Below are 21,647 nucleotides of genomic sequence, written 5' to 3'. Positions count from 1 at the left end.
GGACTGGGGGACTGGGGGACTGGGGGACTGTCTAGCGATGGTATTGGCCGTACGGGTCCTCCGGATCGGCGGACCGGTAGTCGGGCGTCAACGGCGGCGGCGTCGGCGGGGTCTCGGCGGCCGGTGCCCGCGCCGGTCCGCTGGGCCCTCGCCCGATGACCAGCGCCGCGTACAGAAGTCCTAATACGAATCCCGACACATGTGCGAAGTATGCGACGTCCGTGGACCCGGCCACCCCGATCGTCTGCTGGAACTCCGGCAGCTGCAGGACGAACCAGCCGCCGAGCACCAGCCAGGCCGGGACCCGCATCGGGATGAACCACAGGAACGGCACCAGCATCGTCACCTTGGCGTACGGGAACAGGTACACGTACGCGCCCAGCACCGTCGCGATCGCCCCGGAGGCCCCGACCAGCGGGCCGGTGGCGGTCGGGTCGGACCAGGCGAAGGCGTAGGTGCTGGCCGCGCCGCCGATGATGTAGAACGCCAGGTAGTGCGCCCGCCCGAGCACGTCCTCGACGTTGTCGCCGAAGATGTACAGGAACAGCATGTTCCCCAGCAGGTGGATCCACCCGGCGTGGACGAACATCGCGGTGAAGACCGGCCACACCGGGTTCCCGTGCCCGTTCCCCAGCAGCTGCGCCGGGATGGCTCCGTAGTGGTACAGGTACGCGTTCTCCTTGGCCTTGCGCGCGGCGTCGGGGTCCATCCCGGCGAAGGCGATCGGCCCGGAAAGGAACACCACGACGTTCGCGATGATCAGACCGTAGGTGACGAAGGATCTCCGGGTGGCCGGGTTCTTGTCGTGAATGGGGATCACCACAGTTGCATCATGGCGTATCACCGTGCGCGCGGGAGATCCGAAACGCGGCGCGGAGGGCCTACCTTTAGATGAGAGCTTGGTGCGGGCATAAGCGCGGCCGATAAGGTCGGCGGATCAGCGCCGCTAAAGTCGGCGGATCAGCAACGATGCCCGGAGGATTCCGGCGAGGCGAGGGAGTGGGGCGAGGTGAGCTCAGCGGAGGGTGAACGTCTCACCATCACGCTGCCGGACTCCGTGCGTCAGCGGGTCGTGGAGATCGCCTCCGACGCCCTGGGCAAGCTCCCGGCGGCCGAGGTCCCGGCCCCGCTGCGGCCGTTCGCCAAGTTCGCCCCCGGCAAACGCGCCAAAGCCGCGGCGATCCCCATGGCGGCCGCTCTGGAGAGCGACGGTGCGTTCCGCACACGGGTCGCCGAACGCGTGCGCGAAAGCGCTCCGGATCTGTCCGACTCCCTGTACGCGGGAGTGGTACCGGCCGCCGCGGACCCGCACGAGGTCGCGGCGGTCGCTTATGTGCTGCGTCCGCAGGGCTGGACCGGGATCGTCAAGGACGCCCTGGAGGCGGTGTCGCAGGGGGCTCGGGCGGCGGCCGGGGAGGCCGCGGAGAACGAGGTCGCGCGGCTCGCCGCCGAAGTCGGGGAACTGCGGGAGACGGCGCGGCAGGCCACGGACGAGCTGCGGAGCGTGCAGGAGGAGGCACGCCGCGAGGGCGACCAGTTACGTCGCAAGGTGCGGCAGCTGGAGGCCGATATGCGGCGGGCCCTGGCGTCCGCGCGCACGACCGAGACGGCTCTGGAGGCCGAGCGCGCCTCGGCAGCCGCCGCCGCGTCAGCGTCAGAAGCCGAACTACGGCGCCTGCGCACGCGCCTGACGGCCGCGGAGTCGGCGTTGGACACGGCGCGGCGTTCGGCCCGCTCCGGGCGCTCTGAAGGGGATATGCGGCTGCGCTTGTTACTGGACACGGTGACCGGCGCTGTGAAGGGCATCGAGCGTGAGTTGGCGCTGCCACCGACGGAGACGCGGCCGGCGGACACGGTCGGGGCGGCGTCTCCAGACTCTGTCGCTCCCTCTGACATGTCTGTGCAGGGGCGCGCTAAAGACGATCCCGCGCTATTGGATCAGTACTTAGCGCTCCCCATGGTCCACCTGGTAGTGGACGGCTACAACGTCACCAAGACCGGCTACCCGACCCTGTCCCTGGCCGAGCAGCGGGTACGGCTGGTCGGCGGGCTGGCGGCGCTGGCCGCGCGGACCGGGGCCGAGGTGACGTGTGTCTTCGACGGGGCCGCGTTGGACGGCCCGGTGCGGCTGACCCAGCCCAGGGGAGTGCGGGTGCTGTTCTCCGCGCCGGGGGAGATCGCCGACGAGCTGATCCGGCGCCTGGTGGCCGCCGAGCCGGCCGGGCGGCCGGTGGTCGTGGTGTCCTCGGACCGCGAGGTGGCCGAGGGGGTGCGCCGGTCGGGGGCGCGTCCGGTTCCGGCGTCGATGCTGCTCAACCGGCTGGCCCGGTCCTGATTCCGATTTGTCGGAGATGTCTGATCTCCGAGCCGATCACCTATTTGAGTGGATGATCCTTGCCTGTCGGTGTTCGCTGGGTCTAGGTTCGTGCGCTGTTCTGCCGGTATCAGCCGGCGTGCCCTGATGCGGAGGTCATCACAGAATGGCGCCTCACAGTACTAAGCGATTATCGCGGCACCGCGCGTCGGATCGCGCGGGTAGCGCGCCGGATCGGGCGTCGGCGCTGCCAGCCCGGGGCCGCACTGTGGCCGCCGCGGCGCTGACCGCCATGGCCGCCGCCGCGGGCGTGGTCACCACCGCCGCCGCGGCCCCGGCCGCCGGCCCGGGGTCCGGGGACGGCGACCAGGCCTCGGTGAAGACCCAGATCGCCGCGCTGTACCGCCAGGCCGACCAGCTGACGCAGACCTATGACGCGGCCCAGGAGCAGGCCGGCAAGCTGGGCCTGGCGGTACAGCGCTCGCAGTCCGCCCTGCAGGTCATGCAGACCGACTACCAGCACCAGCGCGTCACCCTCGGCGCCATCGCGGCCGACCAGTACCGTGCCGGGGGCGTGGACGACCGCCTGGCCCTGATGCTCGCCGACCACCCCGACACCTTCCTGGGCAACGAGGCCATGGCCGCCCGCCTCTCCGACGAGCAGCGCCGCAAGATCGCCGAGGTGGTCGAGGAGCGCCGGCAGATCGACCAACTCCAGCACGCCGCCGCCGACCAGCTCTCGGCCCTGGACCAGACCCGCGACTCCGCGGCCCAGTCCCGCACGCAGGTATCGGAGCAGCTCCGCAAGGCGCAGGCCCTCCTGGCCACCCTGTCGGCCCCGCAACGCGCCGCCGCCGTCCAGGCCGGCCTCGGCACCGACCCCGGCTCGGACTTCACCGGCCAGCAAGTGGACCCGACCCTGCTCGACCAGCCCGCCCTCGCCCCCTCCGACCGCGCCCGCGCCGCGATCGCCGCGGCCCTGGCCGACCTCGGCAAGCCCTACGTCTTCGGCGCCGAAGGGCCCGACGCCTTCGACTGCAGCGGCCTGATCCAGCAGGCCTGGCGCCAGGCCGGCGTCGAACTCCCCCGCACCTCCTCCGAGCAGGCCCAGGCCGGCCAGCAGGTGCCGCTGTCGCAGATCCAACCCGGCGACCTGGTGATCTACTACGCGGGGCGCAGCCACATCGGCATGTACCTGGGGGACGGCAAGATCGTCCACGCTCCGCACCCCGGGACGGATGTGAAGATCGCGCCGTTGATGTCGATGCCGGTGAACATGGTGGTGCGGGTCTGAGGCGGGGGGCGACCGGGTGTAGGTACCCGTTGAGACGTCGATTCCCTCGAAGACTTCGTCGCCTATCTGCGTCGGCTCTCTGCCGAGGCCGAACTTGCCGAACTTGCCGAACAAAGCACGGGGTCCTGGCGCAACACCACGATCCCCGACTTCCTCGCCGCGATCGACACCCGGCTGGGCCTTGCCCAAGAGCCAGACGTCCGCGAGAACAACGCGGTCGCCGAGCCGACGATGACCACCTGGCGAGAGCTCGCCGAGCTGCTCCGCGAGGCGATCATCACGCCAGCTGCCGCGTCGACCGACACCGGCTACGAGAACGGTGATGCCGAGTCCGTCAACAGCCTCGCAGACCTCCGCTCCTACCTGCACCGGCTGATCGAGGACTTCCGCCTCGACGTGGCCGAAGTAGCCTCACGGGATCCTGTCCAGCTGAGGAAAATGAAAAGCCAGTGGAACGAACCGGGCGAAGGAGCGATGGGAACCTACGCCGGGTTCAGCACCCTTCGCTGTGGCGGCCGATGAAGGAGCTGACGACCTCGAAGTAGCGCTGGTCCTGCTCGATCTCGATCAACTCGCCGGCATCCTGGAAGACGACCAGTTCCGCGCCCGGAATGCCGCGGGTGAGTTTCTCGGACAGCGGCATCGGGGTGCAGTGACGGCATCAGGCACCGCTGAGGAAAATAAGACCGGCCGATCCTTCGGCGACGTGATCGGGCCACCGCTTACCGATTGGCCGTGTGATCTCCGTTCCCCGGCGTCTGATACTGGTCGGACGTTCGTCGTTCTGGAGGAGATCACTGTGCCGTTCGTTCGCATCGATGTGCCCAAGGGGCCGGCGGGGTTCGCCGAGCAGGCCGGCGAGGCGGTTCACCGGGCTCTGGTCGACTCGCTCGGTATTCCGGAGGGCGATCGGTTCCAGGTGCTGACCGAGCACGAGCCCGGCCGGCTGGTCGCGGACCGGTCGTTCCTCGGCGTCGAGCGTTCCGAGCGCGTGGTTCTGGTCGAGGTCACGCTGGTGGCGGGGCGGAGCGTGGCGCTGAAGAGGACGTTGTACGCGGCGGTCGCCGACCGGCTCGCCGAGGTCGGGGTGCGGCGGGAGGACGTGCTGATCAGTCTGAACGAGGTTCGGGTCGAGGACTTCTCGTTCGGAGAAGGGAAGGCACAGTACGCCGACAGCCTGCCGCCTCACTTGGCGGCCAAGCCGGCCCAGGCGCAGTCCTCCGCCTCCGCGCCCGCCCCGGACGCGACGCCGGTCGCCTCCCTGCCCTTCACGGCAGCGGTCCCCCACGGCGACTTCACCTTCATCAGCGGCCAGGTCGGCGTGGACCCGGCCACCGGCGCGCTGCCGCCCGGGGGCGTCGCGGCCCAGTTCGAGCAGGCGGTGGCGAACCTCGAAGCGGTACTCGGGGCCCGCGGCCGGACCCTCGCCGACGTCGTGCGCGTCGGCGTCTACCTGACCGACATGGCCGACTACGCCGCGATGAACGACGCCTACCGCGAGGCCTTCGCCGAGCCCTACCCGGCCCGCACCGCGATCGGCGTCGCGGGGCTGCCGCTCGGCGCGGTGGTCGAGATCGACGCGATCGTCGGCGACCGGGGCGCTCGGTGACGCTGATCAAGGAACTGTGATCAGTGAACTGTGATTAGGGGGCTGTGATAAGAGGGCTGTGATAAGAGGGCTGTGATCAGTGGACTGTGATGCGCCGGTGGGGTGGGGCGTCAGGCCTGCCCCTCAAGCGCGATGAGCACCGTCCGCAGATCATCGTTGATCCGCCGCTGGGCGGTCAGCGGGATCGAGGACAGGAGCGAGAACTCGGCGTCGGTCTTGATCGCGAAGACCGCGAATGCCCGCTCCATCCCGGCCGGGGTCAGGGTGACCAGGACGGAGCGCCGGTCGTTCGGGTCGATCTCGCGGGTCAGCCAGCCGTTGCCCTCCAGGCGGGCGACGCGGTTGGTGATCGCGCCGGAGGTCAGTTGCAGTTGGGCCATGAGTTGGCCGGCGGACAGTTGGTGGTCGGGGCGGGAGCGGATCAGGCAGGCGAGGAGTTCCAGCTCCCACAACTCGATGCCGTGCGGCGACAGCTCCCGCTTGATGTCCGTCTCCAGCCGGTGCGCGAGCCGGCGGAGCCGGTAGGCCATGGCCTTGGCCTCGGCTACTTCGGGCTCGTATGTGCCAGTCATGGCCTCGATGAGCCGATCTACGTAGTCCTGCTGGTCCGCTGCGCGCCGCGCCATCTCTTCGCCCTTTCCTGCCCCGGTTCATGGATCCGGATCCCCGCATTCCGGATCCCCACATTATGGAGAAGGTTGAGGTTCTTGACGTTCATGTACCTGGGGAGCCGCCGCCCGCGTTCGCGATGTTGAAGCTCGACTGCACGGAAGCGAGGCATCATGACCGTCATGCCCGGATCGGCTGTTCGCCGCGGACCGTGGGCCGGGTCCACGCGGCGACGGCGTCGGCCATCTCGGCAGCGGTTGCTGCCCCGGCCACCTCGGCGGCCGCATCCGCTCCGGCTGCCCCGGCTGCCCCGGCCGAGTCGACGGCATACGCCACGTGCCCATCCGGCCGGATCAACGCGGCGCGCACCGTGGCCCACGCTCCCGTGTGCCGTTGCCCGGCACGCACCTCGACCCGCGTGCCACCCAGTTCCGCGTAAGCGTCGCCGCTCCCGAAATCGAGCAGCAGGAACCGATCCGGCCGCAGCGAGCGCAGCAGACCGTCCCCGCCGAGCACCGCATCCGGTGCCTTCGTACCGACCAGCGGATGGCTCCCATCCGGCTGCGGATAGCTGACCGCGAGGCCGGAGAGCCAGCCGGACAGCTCCTCGAACACCTCACCGCCCCGGCGGATGAAGCCGGTGAACTTCTCACGCAGCGCCCTACCGGCCGGGCTGAAGGTGTGCATCAACGCGTCCTGAGTCAGCGTGTCGTCCAGCAGGCGCCGCGCGACCAACTGGCGCTCGGTTTCGTACGCCGCCGGCCCGCTGACCACGTGATCGGGCGCCCAGCCCGCCACCTCGGCGGCGAGCTTCCAAGCCATGTTGGTCGCGTCCTGCAGGCCGACGTTCAGCCCCTGACCGCCGGCCGGCAGGTGCACGTGCGCCGCGTCACCGACGAGCAGTACCCGGCCGAGGCGGTAGTGCTCCGCGAACCGGCTGCTGTTGCTCGTCCGGGCCAGAGAGGTCGCGTTGCGCAGACCGAAATCCGTACCGCAGATCCGTTCCATCGCGGCGCGCAACTCCTTGACCGTGAGCGGCTCGTTCTGCCGGCGCCGCACCTCCTGCGCGGGCAGGGCCACGTCGCCGGCCTCGATGCCGAAGACCCGGTAGGCGCCGCCGGGCAACGGCATCACGCCGAGCAGGCCCGCGTCGTGGCGCCAGAAGTATTCTGCTTCAGACAGAGTCTCGGCCAGCTCGACGTCGGCGACGAAGTTGATGAGCGTCGGCGGGTTTCCGGGGAAGCCGATCCCCGCGGCGTGCCGGACCATGCTGTGCGCGCCGTCGGCCCCCACGATGTAGCGGGCTGAGACGGTCCGTTCGGGGCCGTCGGGGCCGGCGGCCAACGTGACCACGACCGGGCTGTCGGCTGGGCTGTCGGCTGGGGAATCGGCCGGGGAATCGGGCTGGACGATGCCCGTCACCTCGGTCCCGTAGTGCACGGGCACCGACCGGCCCCGCAGGTAGTCCGCGAGCGCGTGCTCGGTGCGCCACTGCGGGTTCATCAGCACGAACGGGAACGGCGTGTCCAGGCCGCGGTAGTCCACCCGGCTCGGCAGCGCCGCGAAGTGCGCGTGCGGCACCTTGCGCCCCTGGCCGATCAGCACGTCGCTCACCCGGCGCCCGTCCCCGTGGTCCAGCATGCTGAGCACTTCGAGCGTGCGCGGGTGCATGGTCGTGGCCTTGGAGACCGAGCTGGGTCCGGGGTTGCGCTCGTACACCTCCACCCGCACCCCGGCGGCGTCCAACAGCGCCGCACTCATCAGTCCCACCGGGCCGCCGCCGATCACCAGCACATCGAGGTCCACAGTCGTCTCCCAAGCATCTCGGAACCCTGATTCAGTCGATGAACATGAAGATAATGAAGGTTGATGTAACTGGCAAGCGGGCACCATGAGGGCATGGTCATCCCGTCGCTGCTCTACTACGCCCGGTCCATCGCCCTGATGCGTGAAGTGGCCGAGCGCCTGGGCTGCCTCCCATCCGGTGCCGGACTGGGCGAGCAGGTGTGGTCGAAGCGCTCGGATATCCGGCGGCGCCTTGATCTGCTCGCCGAGGACGAGAAGTTCGAGGCGATGGGCGAACGCTCGCTCCAGCAGGTGCTGTGGCAGGACGACGAATGCTGGTCAAGGGAGTTCACCGCCGTCAGCGGACACAGCGTGACGTGGCTGTTCACTCAGGGGCCCGTGCCGCCGTTCCTGAGTGCCTGGCGTGACGGCCAGACCGCCTGGCCGTTCGGCGGGCAGCCGTTCCCCCGGGAATTCCTGTACACGACCGATCCGCTGCTGCGACTCAGAGCTCTGCTACCGGACTGGCCGGCCCCGGACTACGATCGCGAACGCGTCCACCTCGACGCCCTGGAACAGCTCGAGTCCGGTCTGATCCTGGCCCGCGCCGACCGGTACGACCTGCTCGCGCAGGTCCTGCGAGCCCAGGGCGATCCACTGCTGGACCGCGTGCGCCCCGCGTTCGAGGAATCCGTGCGCGACCAGAGCGTGTCCGCCCTTCGCAGTGCCTTGATCCCGGAACGCCGCGAGCGCAACTTCCTGTTCCAGGCGTACGCGGCACCCGTCGATCCGGAGCCCGACGATCCGGCTTTCGCAGTGGACTGGGACGCCGTCAGGGCGGCCGCGCAGCGCGATGATGACGAGCTGCGTCGGCACGGTCCCACGGTGGTCGGCCACCCCCTGTGCCCGCCGGACGTCCGCCGGTACGCCGCCGAGAACTGGCGGGACGGGTTCGTGTGGGCCCGCCTGCTGTCCGACCGCGACACCGGTCTGGCCCTGCTGCGCGAGCTCCCGATGAAGTCGGATCTGTCGCTGGCCGTGCCCTTCGGCTACGTCGGTGCCGGCGGGGTCACCGTGCAGGACGTCCTCGAACTGGCCCACCCGGCGGACTTCATCCTGCGCGATGCCGCGGAGCTCCCAGGCATCAGGCGCTACGACCCGCGGCAATGTGTGATCACCAAGCACGACACCCGGGGCGCGGGGCTGCTGTGTAAGGGGATCACCGAGCTGGCCGATCGCTACCTGGGAGAGGACGCCGACGCCTGGACGAACGGCTGCCGCCTGCTCCGCGACCCGGACTTCTCCGGGTCCGTGGTCGACCTGTTCCAGGCGGCGCTGTCGCAAGGGCCACAAGCGTCATATGCGACAAGTTCCAGACCTACACGCTGCGCCGCGTCGCGGGAGGCTGGGAATGCGTCGCGTTCCAGAACACCGAGATGAGTCGCCGGGACAAGCGCGCCTACGCGAGCTGATCCGCGGGCTCCGCTCCTGCGGGCTCCGCTTCCGCGGACTCCCGTCCGGCTGACTCCGGCCCCGCGGCTCCCGGCCCTGCCAGCGCATCGACGTCTCCGGCGTGCATCGGCTCCCCGCAGTGTGCGCACCGCAGGTCCACGTGGCTGATCTCGCCGCAGGCGTGGTGCCGGTACAGCACCGGGGGGCCGGCCTCGCCGGCCAGCCAGCGGTCGCCCCAGGCCGTCATCACCATCAGCAGGTCGACCAGTTCGGTCCCCTTCTGGGTCAGGTGGTACTCGTAGCGCGGACGCTGGTCGTAGGGCAGCCGCTCCATGATGCCCTCCTCGACCAGGTAGGTGAGGCGCTCGGTCAGCACCTTGCGGGAGATGCCGAGGTCGGCCTGGATCTGGTCGAAGCGCCGCAGCCCCACCCAGACGTCCCGCAGGATCAGCGGGGACCAGGGTTCGCCGATCACGTCGAGGGTGCGGGCGATCGAGCAGGCGGCCAGTTGGCTGCTGAAGTTCGTGCGCTGCATGGGGTCCAGTTTAGCGCCTGGGGTTCCTTCGGGGAACCTTGCCGTGCTACGGTTCACACCAGCGACAGAGTTTCTTGAAGGAACTCCGGAAGGGAGAACCAGGGACATGAGCGAGAACAGGGACAGGGGCAAGGTCTTCACCGCCCTCGCCGTCTCGGTCGACGGGTACATCACCGGCCGCGATCCCCGGGTCGGGCACGGCCTCGGCGACGGCGGGATGCTTTTCGACTGGTACTTCGACGGCGACACGCAGAGCCGGGTGCTGCCCGGCTTCCACCTCAGTGTCCCCAGCGCGCGGGTCTTCGACCAGGTCGCCGGGCGGCTCGGCGCGGTCGTGGTCGGCCGCAAGACGTTCGAGGACTCCGACCGCTTCGGCGGCGGCAGCCCGCACGCGGACGTGCCGCTGGTCCTGCTCAGCCACCACGCGGACGGCGTGTCCGAGCGCCAGACGCTGGTCACGACCGGTATCGCCGACGCGATCGGGGCCGCCAGAGAGCTGGCCGGCGGCAAGGACGTCGGCCTGATGGGCGGCGGCATGACCACCGAGGCGCTGAAGGCCGGCCTGGTCGACGAGCTGATCCTGCACCAGGTGCCGATCCTGCTCGGGGGTGGACGCCCCTTCTTCCAGGAGCTGCCAGCGCACATCCGGCTTACCCTCGTCGAGGCCGTCCCGGCTCCCGGCGTCACCCACTTGCGTTATGAGGTCGCCAAATGAATCTCGATCCGGAAATCCGCACCGTCCTGGACAGCGCCCCGCTCGTGCACCTGGCGACGCTCATGCCCGACGGCGCTCCGCACTCGGTCACCATCTGGGCCGCCCCGCACGGGGACCGCATCGCGATCCTCACCGGCCCGAACAGCCTCAAGGCCCGCAACATGCGGCGCGACCCGCGCGTCGCCCTGTCCCTGACCCCGGCCGACAACCCCTTCATGCCGATCGCCATCCGCGGCCGGGCCGTGGAGTGGATCGAGGGCGACGCGGCCTGGGAGATCATCGACCCGATCGCGATGAAGTACCTCGGGCAGCCCTATGACCGGGGCATGGACCGGGTCGTGATCCTCATCGAGCCCGACAAGCAGGTCAAGGGAGTGAGCGGCTGAGCCGGTGGTGAGTGGCTGCTACCAACCGATGTCACCCTCGCGATCCACGAACCGCCCCGAGCCGGCCCCCGGGCCCTCGGTGGCGAGCGCGACGATCGCGTCGGTGCCCTCGGTGACGGTCTGGAAACCGTTGTGGCCGTCACCCGCAGCGTGTCGGCGCCGGTGATGGACCCGGGATCGGCGTTGCGGTGGTTGATCCCGGCGTTGTTGACCAGCACGTCGATCCGGCCCCGGTACGTCGGCCCCGGTGCGCCGACCTGGCCGGGCGCGTCAGCCCGCGGCTTCCTTCGCCACGAAGTTGAACGCCTCCCGCACGTGCAATGCCGCCAGATCCCGGAACCAAGCCGCCTGCGGATGGTCGCCCGAACCGATCCGCAGCGGCCCGGCGATCAGACTGACGTGCATGGCCAGCTGGAACAGCCGCATCCGGTCGGGGTCCAGGTCCTCGCGGCGCAGCGGCGCGTAGTGCTCGCCGAAGCGCATGCGGACGAAGACGTGCTCCCACTCGATGTCGAAATACGCCAGTCCCTCAACGTCGATGAGCACCGGGGCGCCGTCGTCGGCGAGCATGACGTGGTCCGCGCCGAGCTCGCCGTGGATCAGGCCGACCCGGGCCGGCGCGGTGACGCGGGAGGCCAGGTCCCGGAGCGCGTCCGTCAGGGTACTGCGACCGGCCCGGACCCGGCCGTCGCGCTCCGCGGCCTCCTCGACGTCCGCGAGCGCCCGGTCGAGGATGACCCGCGCTCCCGATTCGCCGTTCACCGCAAGGCCGCGGTCGACGGCGAAGACCTGCCCGAACCGCGGCGCCGGATAGCCGTGCATCCGCCGCAGCATCCCCGCCAAGTCGGCCAGCGGCTCACGCCCGGCGTCCGGATCCTTTTCCAGCAACGCTTGCAGCGTTCCGCCGCGAAGGTCTTCGATCACGGCGATGTCCGCCGGATACCAGGCCCGGCTCCGGTCGGCGAACAGCAACCGCGGTCCCCGGGCGCCGACCGATTCCAACCGGTTCACCGCGGCCTCGAACATGTCCAGTCCCGAGGCGTGCGAGAACGTGTCTGCCCGATCGGCGCGGTCGGTGTCCTGGACGTCGCTCCAGTAGTCCTCGGCGGGGTCCCAGATATAGACGATCGTGGTGGTGGCGTCGTCCAGACCCAGTCGGTAGACACCCTTCTTGGAGCCGTTGGGCAGCCGCTCGATCGTGACGATGCGCCGATCGGTCCCGAAGACCTCGGCGACGACACCGGCCAACTGGTCCGCGGTCGCGAAAGCTCGCATGACTCACCGTTCCCGCTCGATCACGCTCGATGACTGGCTGCCGGTGTCGGATATCTCAACAACTCGGCCGAATCCGCCCCTCACGTTTCCTTGGCGCGACATCCCCTTTAGGGTTGGCGTCTATGAAGCCACTGGGGTTGCCGGATCCGAGGCGGATCGGACCCTACCGGATATTCGCCCACCTCGGCCGGGGCGGTATGGGGCGGGTCTTCCTGGCCGGGGCGCCGGACGGGCGGCTTGTCGCGCTCAAACTCGTGCACGCCCAGCACGTCGAGGAGCCCGGGTTCCGCGAGCGCTTCCGTCGTGAGGTGGCGGCCTCCCGCCGGGTCTCCGGCGCCTACACGGCCCCGGTGGTCGACGCCGATGTCGAGACCGAGATCCCGTGGCTGGTCACGGTGTTCGTGCCGGGCCCGTCGCTGCGCCAGGCGATCGACGCCGCAGGCCCCCTGCCCGCCGACACCTCCGCGCGGCTCGCGGCCGGGCTGGCCACCGCGCTCGCCGGGATCCACGCCGCCGGGCTAGTGCACCGCGATCTGAAGCCCTCCAACGTGCTGCTGGCCGCCGACGGCCCGCGGGTCATCGACTTCGGCGTGGCCCGGGTCACCGACGGCCACACCAGCGAGCTCACACACACCGGCTGGCTGGTCGGCTCGCCGGGCTACATGTCGCCGGAGCAGGCCGAGAGCAAGCCGCTGACGCCGGCCAGCGACATCTTCTCGCTGGGCGCCGTGGTCTACATGGCGTGCACCGGCACCGAGCCGTTCATGGGCGCCTCGACCCCGGCCACGCTCTACAACGTGGTGCACGCCGAGCCGGACCTGGAGGCGGTGCCGGAGCAGCTGCGCGAGGTCATCGCCGCCTGCCTGGCCAAGGACCCCGCGGCGCGGCCGACGCCGGAGCAGGTGCTGGCCCTGATCGGGGACGTGCCGGCGGTGACCCGGACCTGGCCGGACGCCGTGCACGCGCTGATCGCCGAGCAGGACGAGGCGGTCGTGGCCGCGTTGCGGGACGGCGGCGCCCCGGAGGACGTCGCCGTGGTGCCGTTGCTGCCGGGCGATGCGATGGCCGATGCGATGACCGGTCCGGCAGCGGACCCGATCACGGACCCGACGTTGGATCCGGCGACAGGCGCGATGGCCGACACCGGAGCCGGGCCCGCCGAACCTCCGACCACCTTCGGCAACCGCGCCCCGGAGGACCTGACGGTCGTCGGCGACCGCGGCCCGCGCCGTCCGAGGCGGGCCCTGACCGCGGTCCTGGGCGTCGCGGCACTCGTCGTCGGGGGCACGGCGGCGGCCCTGGTGACGACCGACTCCGGCGCCTCGCCGAGCGCCGCGAGCGTGCAGGTGTCCGAATCGGCGGCCCCGGAGCCGGGGCCGGGGGCGCCGTCGGTCGCCTCCAGTGCCCCGGAGGCGGACACGTCCGCGGGCCAGTCGGACTCGCCATCCGCTCCTCCCGTCCTGACGAATTCCGGCTCGAAGGGCACGGCCGCGCCGTCGACCGATGTCCCGACCAAGGCGGCGTCGTCGAACGACACGTCGCCGAGCCCGGCGTGCCTCGGCGACAAGCAGGCCTACAGCCTCGCCGAGCAGAAGAACGGCGGCACCCTGCCGTCCGACGCGAAAGTCAGTGTCCTGAAATGCGACAACGGCTGGGCCGCCGGGCAACTCACGTCGGTCGGCTTCGGGAACGCCTCGATCGTCTACGAGAACGACGGCGCCGACTGGTACGCGGTCGACCTCGGGACAGCCGTCTGCGGCGGCGTGGTCAGAGGAGCGCCCTCCGACGTTCGCAAGGCCCTGAGCTGCTGAGCAGCCCGGCGCCGCTACAGCTGCTTCAGCACCGCCTGCTTCGCCGTCGCGAACTCCTCGTCGGTGAGGACGCCGTCGCGGTGCAGATCGCCTAGTTCGCGCAGGCGGCGCAGCAGAGCGTCGTGATCGGAACCGGCGGCGGCCGGGGTCGCGACAGCGGCAACGGCAGCGGCAGCGGCGTCGGTGTCGACGTCGTCGGCCGGCGAAGGCTTCTCAGGGGCCGCATTCGGATGCGGCATCCGCCCCACGATCGCAGCCGCCAACACCGCGCTGTTCCCGCTCTCCTTCTTCGTGCCCCACAGCGTCAGACAGTTCGGGTCCAACCGCGGGTTCTGGGAGACGATCCCGGCGTCGCCTCGGATCCGGAAGCGGATCCAGCCCCAGTCCATCCCCACCGCCGGTCGCCATTCGACGGCCTCCAACGCGGACAGCGGCCACTCGCGGTTCCCGGCCGACCGCTTCTTCAGGTCGGCCAGCCAGCCCCATTCCAGGCGCACGACGTCGCCGTCGAACGAGCCGGTCCCGTCCTGGCCGTTCGCCGAGATCGGGACCGGGGGCGCCGCGACCAGGTACCGGTCGGCCGGGTCGGAGGGGATCCGGGCCGCGGTCAGCGCGTCCCGGACCTCGCCGGCGAAGTACTCTGCGACGCCGCCGCGTTCGGCGGGCACGTCGAGTTGGTAGGGATCCGCTTCGTCGGCGATCCGGCCGCCGCAGGCCTGCGTCAGGGGATCCGATCCGGCGCGCAGGCGGACTCGGACGCGTCCGGCTCCGCTCTTCGCCTTCTTACCGGCCTCCGGCGTCGCTTCGAAGGCGATGCCGGCCAGGGCGGTCAGCGGCAGCTCGATCTCGCCGAGCGCCACGCGCAGTCGGGGAACGTCCTTGTCGTGGCCGGGGACGATGCGCAACAGATCGCCGTCGAAGGTCCAGGTCCCGTTCTTCCCGATCAGCTCCGCCATGTTCTTGATCGTAGCCAGCGCGGGCGGTTCAAGGCGTTCAGGCCGGTCCGGCCAGACCAGTCGGACCAGTCGGACCAGTCGGACCGGCCGGTTCGACCGGACCGGCACCGAGCATGTAGCCCAGGACTTGCAGGTACTCGTCCTTGACCCGGATCTTGTCCGGGTCCGGAGTCATCGCCAGCTCGATCCCGGCCCCGCCGAGTAGCTGGAACACGGCGCGGGCCATGGTGGTGGCCGGGAGCGCGGGCATCGCTCCGGCATCCATCAGGGCATTGATCGTCTGCTCGATCATGCCGAACGCGTACTTCTCCTCGCTGGCCTTCCACTCCGGCCAGCCGAGCGCGAGCGGGGCCTCCTGCCAGACCAGCCGGCCGTAATCCGGTTCGCAGCAGCAGTCCAGGAACTCCTCCAACGCGGCACCGGCGGCGGCGTAGACGTCGTCGGCATGCACCGCGGCGGCGGCTTCGACGCGCTTGAGCATCGCGGTCTCGGCCTGTTCGTGGACCGCGCGGAACAGGGCGGTCTTGTTCGCGAAGTGGTGGTAGACCGCGCCGCGGGTGGCCTGGATGTCGGCGGCCACGTCCTCCAGCGCCGTGCCGGCGAAGCCGTGCTCGGCGAACCGGCGCGCGGCGGCCGCCAGCAGGGCCGCGCGGGTCGCTTCCGAGTACTGCTCGCGCCTGCTCTTGACACCGGACATGCCCAGAGCATACGACATACACAGCGTATGTTTCCGACTCTGGGTATCCGAGGTGAGTCCGCATGACCGATCTCGAACCGCTCGAACCGCTTGATCCTTTCGAACCGCTCTTCAATCCCTTCGCGCCGGGATACACCGATAATCCGTATCCGTCCTACAGTCGGCTGCGCGCCGAAGAGCCGGTGCATGAGCACCCGTTCGGCTTCTGGGTCCTGTCCCGGCATGACGACGTCTCGGCGCTGCTGCGGTCGGGCAACTCCGTCGACTACCGCAACGCCGATGAGGGAAGCGCGGCCCGGCTCCAGGCCGACGCGATGATCGAGGCGGCGGGACCGGCCACCGGGGACACGATCGACGCGTACGGGATGTCGATGCTCGACCGCGATCCGCCGGACCACACGCGGCTGCGGGGGTTGGTGGCGAAGGTGTTCACGCCGCGCTCGGTGGCCGCGCTGGAGCCGTTCATCACCGAGCTCGTGGACGCCTCGCTGGACCGTCTGGCCGACGCCGGCACGACGGACCTGATCGAGGCGGTCGCGTTCCCGATCCCGTTCGCGGTGATCTCCCGGATGCTCGGCATCCCCGAGACCGACCACGCCCGTATCAGGGAGCTGAGCGGGCTGCTGGTGCGCACGCTGGAGCCGATAGGCGACCCGGATCTGTTGCAGGAGATCAACCGGGCGCGGCTGGAGATGCAGGACGTCGTCCGGGAGCTGATCGGCTTCAAGCGGGCGAACCCCGGCGAGGACCTGCTGACCGCGTTGATCGCCGCCGAGGAGGACGGCGACCGGCTCTCGGACGAGGAACTGGTCGCGCAGGTCGTGCTGCTCTATGTCGCGGGGCACGAGACGACCGTCAACCTGATCGGGAACGGGACGCTGGCGCTGCTGCGGGCTCCGGCGGAGTTGGCGAAGCTGCGTCAGAGCCCGGAGCTGGCGGCCAACGCGGTGGAGGAGATGCTGCGCTACGACAGCCCGGTGCAGCAGTCGCGGCGGATCATCCTGGACTCGTATGAGGTGCGCGGGCGGGCGATTCCGAAGGGCGCGTTCGTCATCGCGGGGCTGGCTTCGGCGAACCGGGACGAGGCGTACTGGGGGCCGGACGCGGGGGAGTTCCGCGTGGAGCGGAGCGGCGCCCGCAACCACGTCGCCTTCGGCGGCGGGCCGCACCACTGCCTCGGCGCCGCGCTGGCCCGGCTGGAGGCGCGGGTCGCGGTGGAGCGGATGGCGGCACGGTTCCCGGGGTTGGAGTTGGCGGGGGAGCCGGTGTGGAACGGCCGGATCAACCTGCGGGGATTGAGTGAGCTGCCGGTGAAGGTGGGGTAGTCGGCGCCGCCGCCCAGAAGTGCTGGCGTGCTGGAGGCGCCACCGGCAAGCCGAGTAGCGCCACCCGCGGCGACTACGCCGGCTGTTCGGCGCCAAGGCTTAGCATGGTCCGTCATGGCGGGCATACCACGGCTGCGGTGGCCAGACGGGACCACGTCCCGGCTGGCCAAGGGGCCGTTCCGGGTCGGCGTGGCGGCGCTCGCCGCCGTGCTCGCCGTCGTCGTCGCCCGCTGCGCCGTGTCCGGTTCGGCGCAGGCCGCGCCGCCGGACCCGAAGGTCCGGTCCGCAGCCGCCGCCACGCTCGCGGCGCGCAGTGCCGCGGTCGCCTCCCACGACAAGGCCGCGTATCTGGCCACCGACGCCGACGGCGCCTTCAAGACCGCCGACGCGCAGGTCTTCGACAACCTCACCGCGCTGCCGCTGGCCTCGTGGAGCATGACGCTGGCCGCCGACCAGAGCACGGCGAAGAAGGCCGGCGTGCCGCACCTGTACCAGGTCACGGAGTCGTACGAGCTCTCCGGCGTCGACTACAAGCCGGTGACCGACACCCGCTATCTCACCTTCGTGGAGCGCGGCGGGAAGTGGCTGCTGGATTCCGGGAGCGATGGCTCGGCCGCCGGGTTGCATCCGGACACCCAAATCTGGGACCAGGGCGCGGTGTCGGTGGTGCAGGGCTCGCGGTCGCTGGTGATCGGGTTGGGCGGTCAGGCGCGGCTGAAGCCGTTCGCGGACTTGGCCGACCACGCCGCGAACAAGGCGGCGACGGTGTGGGGCGCGGCCGGGTGGAAGGGGGACGTGGTGGTCATCGTCCCTAATACGCAGGCACAGGTCGAGACGTTGCTGGACAGCGCGCCCGGGAGCCTGACCGGGGTCGTCGCCATCACCGCGGGGGAGGGCGGGCAGGCGTTGACCGCCGCACCGGCCAGCCGGGTGCTGGTGAACCCCGATGCCTTCGACGGCGAGGCGCCGGATGCCTGGCAGTTCTTCTTCGACCACGAGCTCACCCACGTCGCCACGCGGGCCTGGACCACCTCGGCGGTGCCGCTGTGGCTCTCCGAAGGCGCGGCCGACTACAGCGGCTACTTGGGCTCGTCGATCACGATCGACAGGCGCTTCCTGGAGCTGGCGAACGCGGTGTCGCAGGGCGGATGGACACCGCAGGAGCTGCCGACGACCAGCGACTTCGCCGGGTCCGGGGACTCGGTGTCGCGGACGTACCAGATCAGCAATCTGGCGTGCGCGCTGATCGCCCAGAAGTACGGACAGGCGAAACTAGTCGCGTTCTACAAGGCGGTCGGCACCGCCCCGGCGGGGACCGCGGACCCCGTCGACTACGGCTTCCGGACCGTCCTCGGCACCACCACCGCCGAGTTCACCGTCAAGTGGCGTGCCTACGTCCTGGACGAGGCGCACACCGTCACGGCCATCCTGGCCAAGAAGCACTCCTGAGGGCAGCAGTACCGAGTCCGGGCCCGTCGCACGCCACAGTGCGCGCACTGCCAGCACCATGGCGATGACCAGGGTGCCGTTGCGGCTGATCAGGATCAGGCCGGGGTATACCTGGCCGAAGCGCAGCGAGTGGTAGAAGAGCGGGAAAATCAGCTGCGTCACCGAGGTCGCGCCGAGGACCAGCCAGGCCGGCGTCCGCATCAGGGTCTCGCGCCTGGTCAGACACACTGCCGCCACGCCGAGCAGCCACACCAGGTACTGCGGGGACAGGACCCGGCTGGTCGCCACCGAGACCAGCACGGCGGTGAAGCCCACGTCGGCCAGCATGGCCGGGAACGGGAAGCCGCCGCGCACGGCCGCGCGCCGCCGGATCAGCAGCAGGATCGCGAAGCCGATCACGGTTCCGAGCAGAGCCGCCTTCCCTGCCAGCGAGGTGCCGCTGCCGGTGAATTCGTAGGCGCCGTATTCGGTGTTCGCGATGGGCCGGTGAAAGCCGAACCACTTCCCGGCCACGAACGGCGTGGCGAACACCGATTCGATCTGGATGCCGCGGCTCTTCTGATTGGTGACGAAGGACAGCACGCCCGGAAAGAACAGCTCCAGGAGCAGTGTGGGGACGGCCGCGGTGGCCGCCGCGACGCCGAACAGCAGGCGTCCGTTGCGCCGCTTCGGCGCCCCGAACAGGAAGAACCCCGGCCAGAGCTTGAGGAACGCGCCGACGCCGATCAGGACGCCGCGCGCCACGGCCGTGGAGCGCTTGGAGCGCAGCGTCAGGGTCAGCGCGGCGACGGCGCTCGCGGTGACGACCAGGTCGTAGCGGCCATAGGCCATCGGTCCGATGGCGGCGATGCCGAGGGTCCAGAGCCAGGGGCCGGCCTTCGACGGGTTCACCGCGTCGTTGCGCTTGGCGGTGCGCAGCAGCATCCAGAACACCGCGATGTCGGCGACCAGGCACATCAGGAAGAACAGGACGTAGTAGCTGCCGGGGAAGATGTGCGGGAGCAGCAGGGGGGCGGCGGCGCCGGGCGGGTACTGCCACTTCTGGCTGTCGAGGGGGAACCGGCCGTGATCGAACGACTGGGTGATCCACTGGTGGTAGAGGGTGACGTCGCCGGTCACCGCGCCGCGGTTGAAGTACGGCAGGACGTTCAGGGCCAGCAGGAGGAGCAGAACGCGGGTGCCGGCGTACCAGGGGACGACGGGCTGGCGGCGCACAATGCTTGCCCACGCCCTGCCGCGCCCAGTCCTCATGATGGCGCCATCCTAAACCGCGCTCGCGCCGTGCCCATGCCATGCCCGCGCTGCACCGGGCTCGGCCCGGCGCGTCAAACACCGGCTCCGGCACCGGATAAACTCCGTTGAGTCATCGCGCTGTCGCGCTCTGGCCAGGGTTTCATACATGAAGGGCCGACTTTGACGATTCTCGTGGTCACCAACGACTACCCGCCCCGGCCCGGCGGGATCCAGCAGTTCGTGCAGAACATGGTCGAGCGGCTGCCCGCCGAGCAGACCGTGGTCTACGCGTCCTCCTGGCACGGCGATCCGGCGCGCTGCCGTGAGTTCGACGCCCAGCAGAAGCACCGCGTGATCCGGGAGAAGACCGGCATGCTGCTGCCGACGCCGGACCGGACCAAGCGGGCGGTGGCGATCGCCAGGGAGATCGGCGCCGAGTCGGTGTGGTTCGGGGCCGCGGCGCCGCTCGGGCTGATGGCCCCGGCGCTGCGCAAGGCCGGGGTGCAACGGCTGGTGGCCACCACGCACGGGCACGAGTCCGGCTGGGCCAAGCTGCCCGGGGCCCGGGACCTGCTGCGCAAGATCGCCGACGAGGTGGACTGCGTCACCTACCTGAACGAGTACCACCGGGCCCGCATCGCCTCGGCGCTGAAGCCCGCGGCGGCGGCCCGGATGGTGCAGCTGACGCCGGGGGTGGACGTCGACATGTTCCGTCCCCAGCCGGCCGGCGCCGCCGAACTGCGCGCCTCACTGGGCCTGGCCGACCGGCCGGTGATCGCCTGCGTGTCCCGCCTGGTGCCGCGCAAGGGGCAGGACACCCTGATCAGGGCCCTGCCGCTGATCCGCCAGTCGGTGCCGAACGCCGCGCTCCTGATCGGCAGCGGCGGGCCGTACAAAGAGGCGCTGCAGAAGCTGGCGGTCGCCGAGGGCGTGGCCGGGCACGTGGTGTTCACCGGCTCGGTCCCGTGGGAGAAGCTGCCGACCCTGTTCGCGGTCGGCGACGTCTTCGCGATGCCCTGCCGCACCCGCCGCTTCGGCCTGGACGTCGAAGGCCTCGGCATCGTCTACCTGGAGGCCTCAGCCGCCGGCCTCCCCGTGATCGCCGGCGACAGCGGCGGCGCCCCCGAAGCAGTCCTCGAAGGCGAAACCGGCTACGTCGTCCCCGGCGACTCGATCGAGCAATGCGCGGCCCGCTGCGTGGAACTCCTCAAAGACCCGGCCAAGGCCAAGGCCATGGGCGAGCGCGGCCGAGCCTGGGTCGAGGAGAAGTGGCAGTGGGACTCCATCGCCGACACCCTCCGCCGCCTGTTGGACCCCACAGCTAGGGTCGCCGCATGAAGTACATGGTCCTGATGTACGCCGACTTCGCAGCCACCGCGGCAATGACCCCCGAAGAACGCACCGACGTCTTCACCCGCCACGAGGCACTCCACCGCGACCTGGCCGGCACCGGCGAAATACTGAACGGCGCCGGCCTGCAAGCCCCCGAGGACACCACCACCCTGCGCTGGCACCGCGACGCGGAGCTGAGTCAGGACAGCGGGCCGTTCGTGGAGTCGGTGGAGCATCTGACGGCTTATTACGTGCTCGAGTGCGAGAGCGCGGAGCGGGCGCGGGAGATTGCTTCGCGGGTGGTGGACTTTCATGTGGTGGCTGTTGAGGTGCGGCCGATTCATGATTGGTTTGGGATGGGCGAGGAGGCGGGCTGAGGTTGTTGCGGGGGCGCTGGGGCTGTTGAGCTGCGTGCTGGGCTGCTGGGGCTGCGGGCTGCGGCTCGGGCTGCGGGCTGGGGGCTGGAGGCTGTGGGGCGGGTTGCGGTTTGGTTGTGGGTTGAAAGGCGACTTTTACGGCCTTCGGTCATAGTTGTGCCGGTTCGGGGTTCGGGTCGGTGGGTGTGTTTGTCGGCTGCCGGTTCGCGCGTTCACAACCCCGCCCCACCTCAGGCCTCTTCAACTCCAGCAAGTCAGAACAAGGGCACAGGCAAGATCAAGAGCAAGATCAACAACACAGGCAAGATCAACAGCAAGATCAAGGTCAAACCCATGGTGAAGAGCCGGGCCTCCGGCGGGCCTCGACAACCTCAGGGAAACTAGCGCGGTTCCCTAGGGTGGCTGGGCCAGGGCTCAGCGGCGGCGGCCTGTGAGGTGGTGCGGTCCGTTCCCCACGGTCGCGTCGTCAGCCCGATGGGTACAGCACCGGTGT

General features: G+C 70.3%; 20 protein-coding genes and 1 pseudogene. 11 read left to right on the top strand and 10 right to left on the bottom strand.

Translation table 11 applies throughout. The features are described from left to right. Positions 1-31: 31 nt before the first annotated feature. Positions 32-823, bottom strand: a complete 792-nt coding sequence (locus KGQ19_RS37020; protein ID WP_212018080.1) for a rhomboid family intramembrane serine protease — start codon at positions 821-823, stop codon at positions 32-34. Between the two features lie 186 nt (positions 824-1,009). Here KGQ19_RS37020 and KGQ19_RS37015 point away from each other — a divergent pair, with 186 nt between their 5' ends. The 3 genes from KGQ19_RS37015 (at position 1,010) to KGQ19_RS37005 (ending at position 4,130) form a co-directional block, all read left to right on the top strand. Continuing rightward, a complete protein-coding gene (locus tag KGQ19_RS37015; protein WP_212018078.1) occupies positions 1,010-2,335 on the top strand; it encodes an NYN domain-containing protein in 1,326 nt (441 codons plus the stop codon). Positions 2,336-2,582: 247 nt separating this feature from the next. Then, complete coding sequence (locus tag KGQ19_RS52245; RefSeq protein ID WP_212018076.1) at positions 2,583-3,608, top strand: C40 family peptidase; 1,026 nt, start codon at positions 2,583-2,585, stop codon at positions 3,606-3,608. Between the two features lie 231 nt (positions 3,609-3,839). Continuing rightward, the gene (locus KGQ19_RS37005; RefSeq protein WP_212018074.1) at positions 3,840-4,130 is read left to right on the top strand and encodes a hypothetical protein; all 291 of its coding nucleotides are present in this window, start codon (positions 3,840-3,842) and stop codon (positions 4,128-4,130) included. Here KGQ19_RS37005 and KGQ19_RS37000 read toward each other — a convergent pair. Then, the gene (locus tag KGQ19_RS37000) at positions 4,102-4,251 is read right to left on the bottom strand and encodes a hypothetical protein (protein ID WP_212018072.1); all 150 of its coding nucleotides are present in this window, start codon (positions 4,249-4,251) and stop codon (positions 4,102-4,104) included. The genes KGQ19_RS37005 and KGQ19_RS37000 overlap by 29 nt on opposite strands. 156 nt (positions 4,252-4,407) lie before the next feature. Here KGQ19_RS37000 and KGQ19_RS36995 point away from each other — a divergent pair, with 156 nt between their 5' ends. Then, on the top strand, positions 4,408-5,217 hold the full coding sequence (locus tag KGQ19_RS36995; RefSeq protein WP_212018070.1) for a Rid family detoxifying hydrolase: 810 nt from the start codon (positions 4,408-4,410) through the stop codon (positions 5,215-5,217). A gap of 110 nt (positions 5,218-5,327) precedes the next feature. On the opposite strand, the gene KGQ19_RS36990 is transcribed toward KGQ19_RS36995, so the two are convergent. Then, complete coding sequence (locus tag KGQ19_RS36990; RefSeq protein ID WP_212018067.1) at positions 5,328-5,843, bottom strand: MarR family winged helix-turn-helix transcriptional regulator; 516 nt, start codon at positions 5,841-5,843, stop codon at positions 5,328-5,330. Between the two features lie 163 nt (positions 5,844-6,006). After that, a complete protein-coding gene (locus KGQ19_RS36985) occupies positions 6,007-7,632 on the bottom strand; it encodes an FAD-dependent monooxygenase (RefSeq protein WP_212018065.1) in 1,626 nt (541 codons plus the stop codon). 93 nt (positions 7,633-7,725) lie between these two features. Here KGQ19_RS36985 and KGQ19_RS36980 point away from each other — a divergent pair, with 93 nt between their 5' ends. Further along, positions 7,726-9,051, top strand: coding sequence for a hypothetical protein (locus tag KGQ19_RS36980; protein WP_212018063.1), 1,326 nt, complete (start codon positions 7,726-7,728; stop codon positions 9,049-9,051). Between the two features lie 19 nt (positions 9,052-9,070). On the opposite strand, the gene KGQ19_RS36975 is transcribed toward KGQ19_RS36980, so the two are convergent. After that, positions 9,071-9,598, bottom strand: coding sequence for a winged helix-turn-helix transcriptional regulator (locus KGQ19_RS36975; RefSeq protein ID WP_212018061.1), 528 nt, complete (start codon positions 9,596-9,598; stop codon positions 9,071-9,073). Positions 9,599-9,704: 106 nt separating this feature from the next. Here KGQ19_RS36975 and KGQ19_RS36970 point away from each other — a divergent pair, with 106 nt between their 5' ends. After that, positions 9,705-10,313 carry a dihydrofolate reductase family protein gene (locus tag KGQ19_RS36970; protein ID WP_212018059.1) on the top strand — a complete coding sequence of 203 codons (609 nt, stop codon included), beginning with the start codon at positions 9,705-9,707 and terminating at the stop codon, positions 10,311-10,313. Continuing rightward, a complete protein-coding gene (locus tag KGQ19_RS36965) occupies positions 10,310-10,699 on the top strand; it encodes a pyridoxamine 5'-phosphate oxidase family protein (RefSeq protein WP_212018057.1) in 390 nt (129 codons plus the stop codon). The genes KGQ19_RS36970 and KGQ19_RS36965 overlap by 4 nt, the downstream gene beginning before the upstream one ends. Before the next feature lie 18 nt (positions 10,700-10,717). On the opposite strand, the pseudogene KGQ19_RS53100 reads toward KGQ19_RS36965, so the two are convergent. Both KGQ19_RS53100 and KGQ19_RS36960 read right to left on the bottom strand, forming a co-directional pair. Then, a pseudogene (locus KGQ19_RS53100) lies at positions 10,718-10,840 on the bottom strand (short-chain dehydrogenase); the annotation flags it as partial. A 129-nt stretch (positions 10,841-10,969) separates the two neighbouring features. Beyond that, the gene (locus KGQ19_RS36960; RefSeq protein ID WP_212018055.1) at positions 10,970-11,974 is read right to left on the bottom strand and encodes a phosphotransferase family protein; all 1,005 of its coding nucleotides are present in this window, start codon (positions 11,972-11,974) and stop codon (positions 10,970-10,972) included. Positions 11,975-12,096: 122 nt separating this feature from the next. On the opposite strand from KGQ19_RS36960, the gene KGQ19_RS36955 reads away from it, so the two are divergent. Next, a complete protein-coding gene (locus KGQ19_RS36955; RefSeq protein WP_212018053.1) occupies positions 12,097-13,785 on the top strand; it encodes a serine/threonine-protein kinase in 1,689 nt (562 codons plus the stop codon). 14 nt (positions 13,786-13,799) lie between these two features. On the opposite strand, the gene KGQ19_RS36950 is transcribed toward KGQ19_RS36955, so the two are convergent. Both KGQ19_RS36950 and KGQ19_RS36945 read right to left on the bottom strand, forming a co-directional pair. Beyond that, positions 13,800-14,741 carry a DUF4429 domain-containing protein gene (locus tag KGQ19_RS36950; protein WP_212018051.1) on the bottom strand — a complete coding sequence of 314 codons (942 nt, stop codon included), beginning with the start codon at positions 14,739-14,741 and terminating at the stop codon, positions 13,800-13,802. Positions 14,742-14,778: 37 nt separating this feature from the next. Next, on the bottom strand, positions 14,779-15,438 hold the full coding sequence (locus KGQ19_RS36945) for a TetR/AcrR family transcriptional regulator (RefSeq protein WP_230420009.1): 660 nt from the start codon (positions 15,436-15,438) through the stop codon (positions 14,779-14,781). A 62-nt stretch (positions 15,439-15,500) separates the two neighbouring features. Between KGQ19_RS36945 and KGQ19_RS36940 the strand changes: the two genes are divergently transcribed. Beyond that, positions 15,501-16,763 (top strand): cytochrome P450, encoded by a 1,263-nt coding sequence (locus tag KGQ19_RS36940; protein WP_212018047.1) that lies wholly within the window; start codon positions 15,501-15,503, stop codon positions 16,761-16,763. A 1,272-nt stretch (positions 16,764-18,035) separates the two neighbouring features. Here the strand turns inward: KGQ19_RS36940 and KGQ19_RS36935 are convergent. Then, on the bottom strand, positions 18,036-19,463 hold the full coding sequence (locus KGQ19_RS36935; protein ID WP_212018046.1) for a glycosyltransferase 87 family protein: 1,428 nt from the start codon (positions 19,461-19,463) through the stop codon (positions 18,036-18,038). Positions 19,464-19,625: 162 nt separating this feature from the next. On the opposite strand from KGQ19_RS36935, the gene KGQ19_RS36930 reads away from it, so the two are divergent. Together KGQ19_RS36930 and KGQ19_RS36925 are read left to right on the top strand one after the other, a co-directional pair. Then, positions 19,626-20,783, top strand: coding sequence for a glycosyltransferase family 4 protein (locus KGQ19_RS36930; RefSeq protein WP_212018045.1), 1,158 nt, complete (start codon positions 19,626-19,628; stop codon positions 20,781-20,783). Further along, positions 20,780-21,154 (top strand): YciI family protein, encoded by a 375-nt coding sequence (locus KGQ19_RS36925; protein ID WP_212018044.1) that lies wholly within the window; start codon positions 20,780-20,782, stop codon positions 21,152-21,154. Before KGQ19_RS36930 ends, KGQ19_RS36925 begins: the two co-directional genes overlap by 4 nt. Positions 21,155-21,647 lie beyond the last annotated feature (493 nt).

The sequence above is a fragment of the Catenulispora pinistramenti genome (assembly GCF_018274385.1).
Classification (GTDB): Bacteria; Actinomycetota; Actinomycetes; order Streptomycetales; family Catenulisporaceae; genus Catenulispora; species Catenulispora pinistramenti.
Note: the sequence above shows the minus strand (reverse complement) of the source record. Positions and strands in the feature narration are given on the sequence as shown.

What these genes read in the sequence shown, in the direction of transcription:
- KGQ19_RS36925 (WP_212018044.1), top strand. Translation starts at nt 20,780, where the DNA reads ATGAAGTACATGGTCCTGATGTACGCCGACTTCGCAGCCACCGCGGCA.
- KGQ19_RS36945 (WP_230420009.1), bottom strand. Translation starts at nt 15,438, where the DNA reads ATGTCCGGTGTCAAGAGCAGGCGCGAGCAGTACTCGGAAGCGACCCGC.
- KGQ19_RS37005 (WP_212018074.1), top strand. Translation starts at nt 3,840, where the DNA reads ATGACCACCTGGCGAGAGCTCGCCGAGCTGCTCCGCGAGGCGATCATC.
- KGQ19_RS36955 (WP_212018053.1), top strand. Translation starts at nt 12,097, where the DNA reads ATGAAGCCACTGGGGTTGCCGGATCCGAGGCGGATCGGACCCTACCGG.
- KGQ19_RS37000 (WP_212018072.1), bottom strand. Translation starts at nt 4,251, where the DNA reads ATGCCGCTGTCCGAGAAACTCACCCGCGGCATTCCGGGCGCGGAACTG.
- KGQ19_RS36950 (WP_212018051.1), bottom strand. Translation starts at nt 14,741, where the DNA reads ATGGCGGAGCTGATCGGGAAGAACGGGACCTGGACCTTCGACGGCGAT.
- KGQ19_RS36940 (WP_212018047.1), top strand. Translation starts at nt 15,501, where the DNA reads ATGACCGATCTCGAACCGCTCGAACCGCTTGATCCTTTCGAACCGCTC.
- KGQ19_RS36990 (WP_212018067.1), bottom strand. Translation starts at nt 5,843, where the DNA reads ATGGCGCGGCGCGCAGCGGACCAGCAGGACTACGTAGATCGGCTCATC.
- KGQ19_RS36975 (WP_212018061.1), bottom strand. Translation starts at nt 9,598, where the DNA reads ATGCAGCGCACGAACTTCAGCAGCCAACTGGCCGCCTGCTCGATCGCC.
- KGQ19_RS36935 (WP_212018046.1), bottom strand. Translation starts at nt 19,463, where the DNA reads ATGAGGACTGGGCGCGGCAGGGCGTGGGCAAGCATTGTGCGCCGCCAG.
- KGQ19_RS36980 (WP_212018063.1), top strand. Translation starts at nt 7,726, where the DNA reads ATGGTCATCCCGTCGCTGCTCTACTACGCCCGGTCCATCGCCCTGATG.
- KGQ19_RS36970 (WP_212018059.1), top strand. Translation starts at nt 9,705, where the DNA reads ATGAGCGAGAACAGGGACAGGGGCAAGGTCTTCACCGCCCTCGCCGTC.
- KGQ19_RS36965 (WP_212018057.1), top strand. Translation starts at nt 10,310, where the DNA reads ATGAATCTCGATCCGGAAATCCGCACCGTCCTGGACAGCGCCCCGCTC.
- KGQ19_RS36960 (WP_212018055.1), bottom strand. Translation starts at nt 11,974, where the DNA reads ATGCGAGCTTTCGCGACCGCGGACCAGTTGGCCGGTGTCGTCGCCGAG.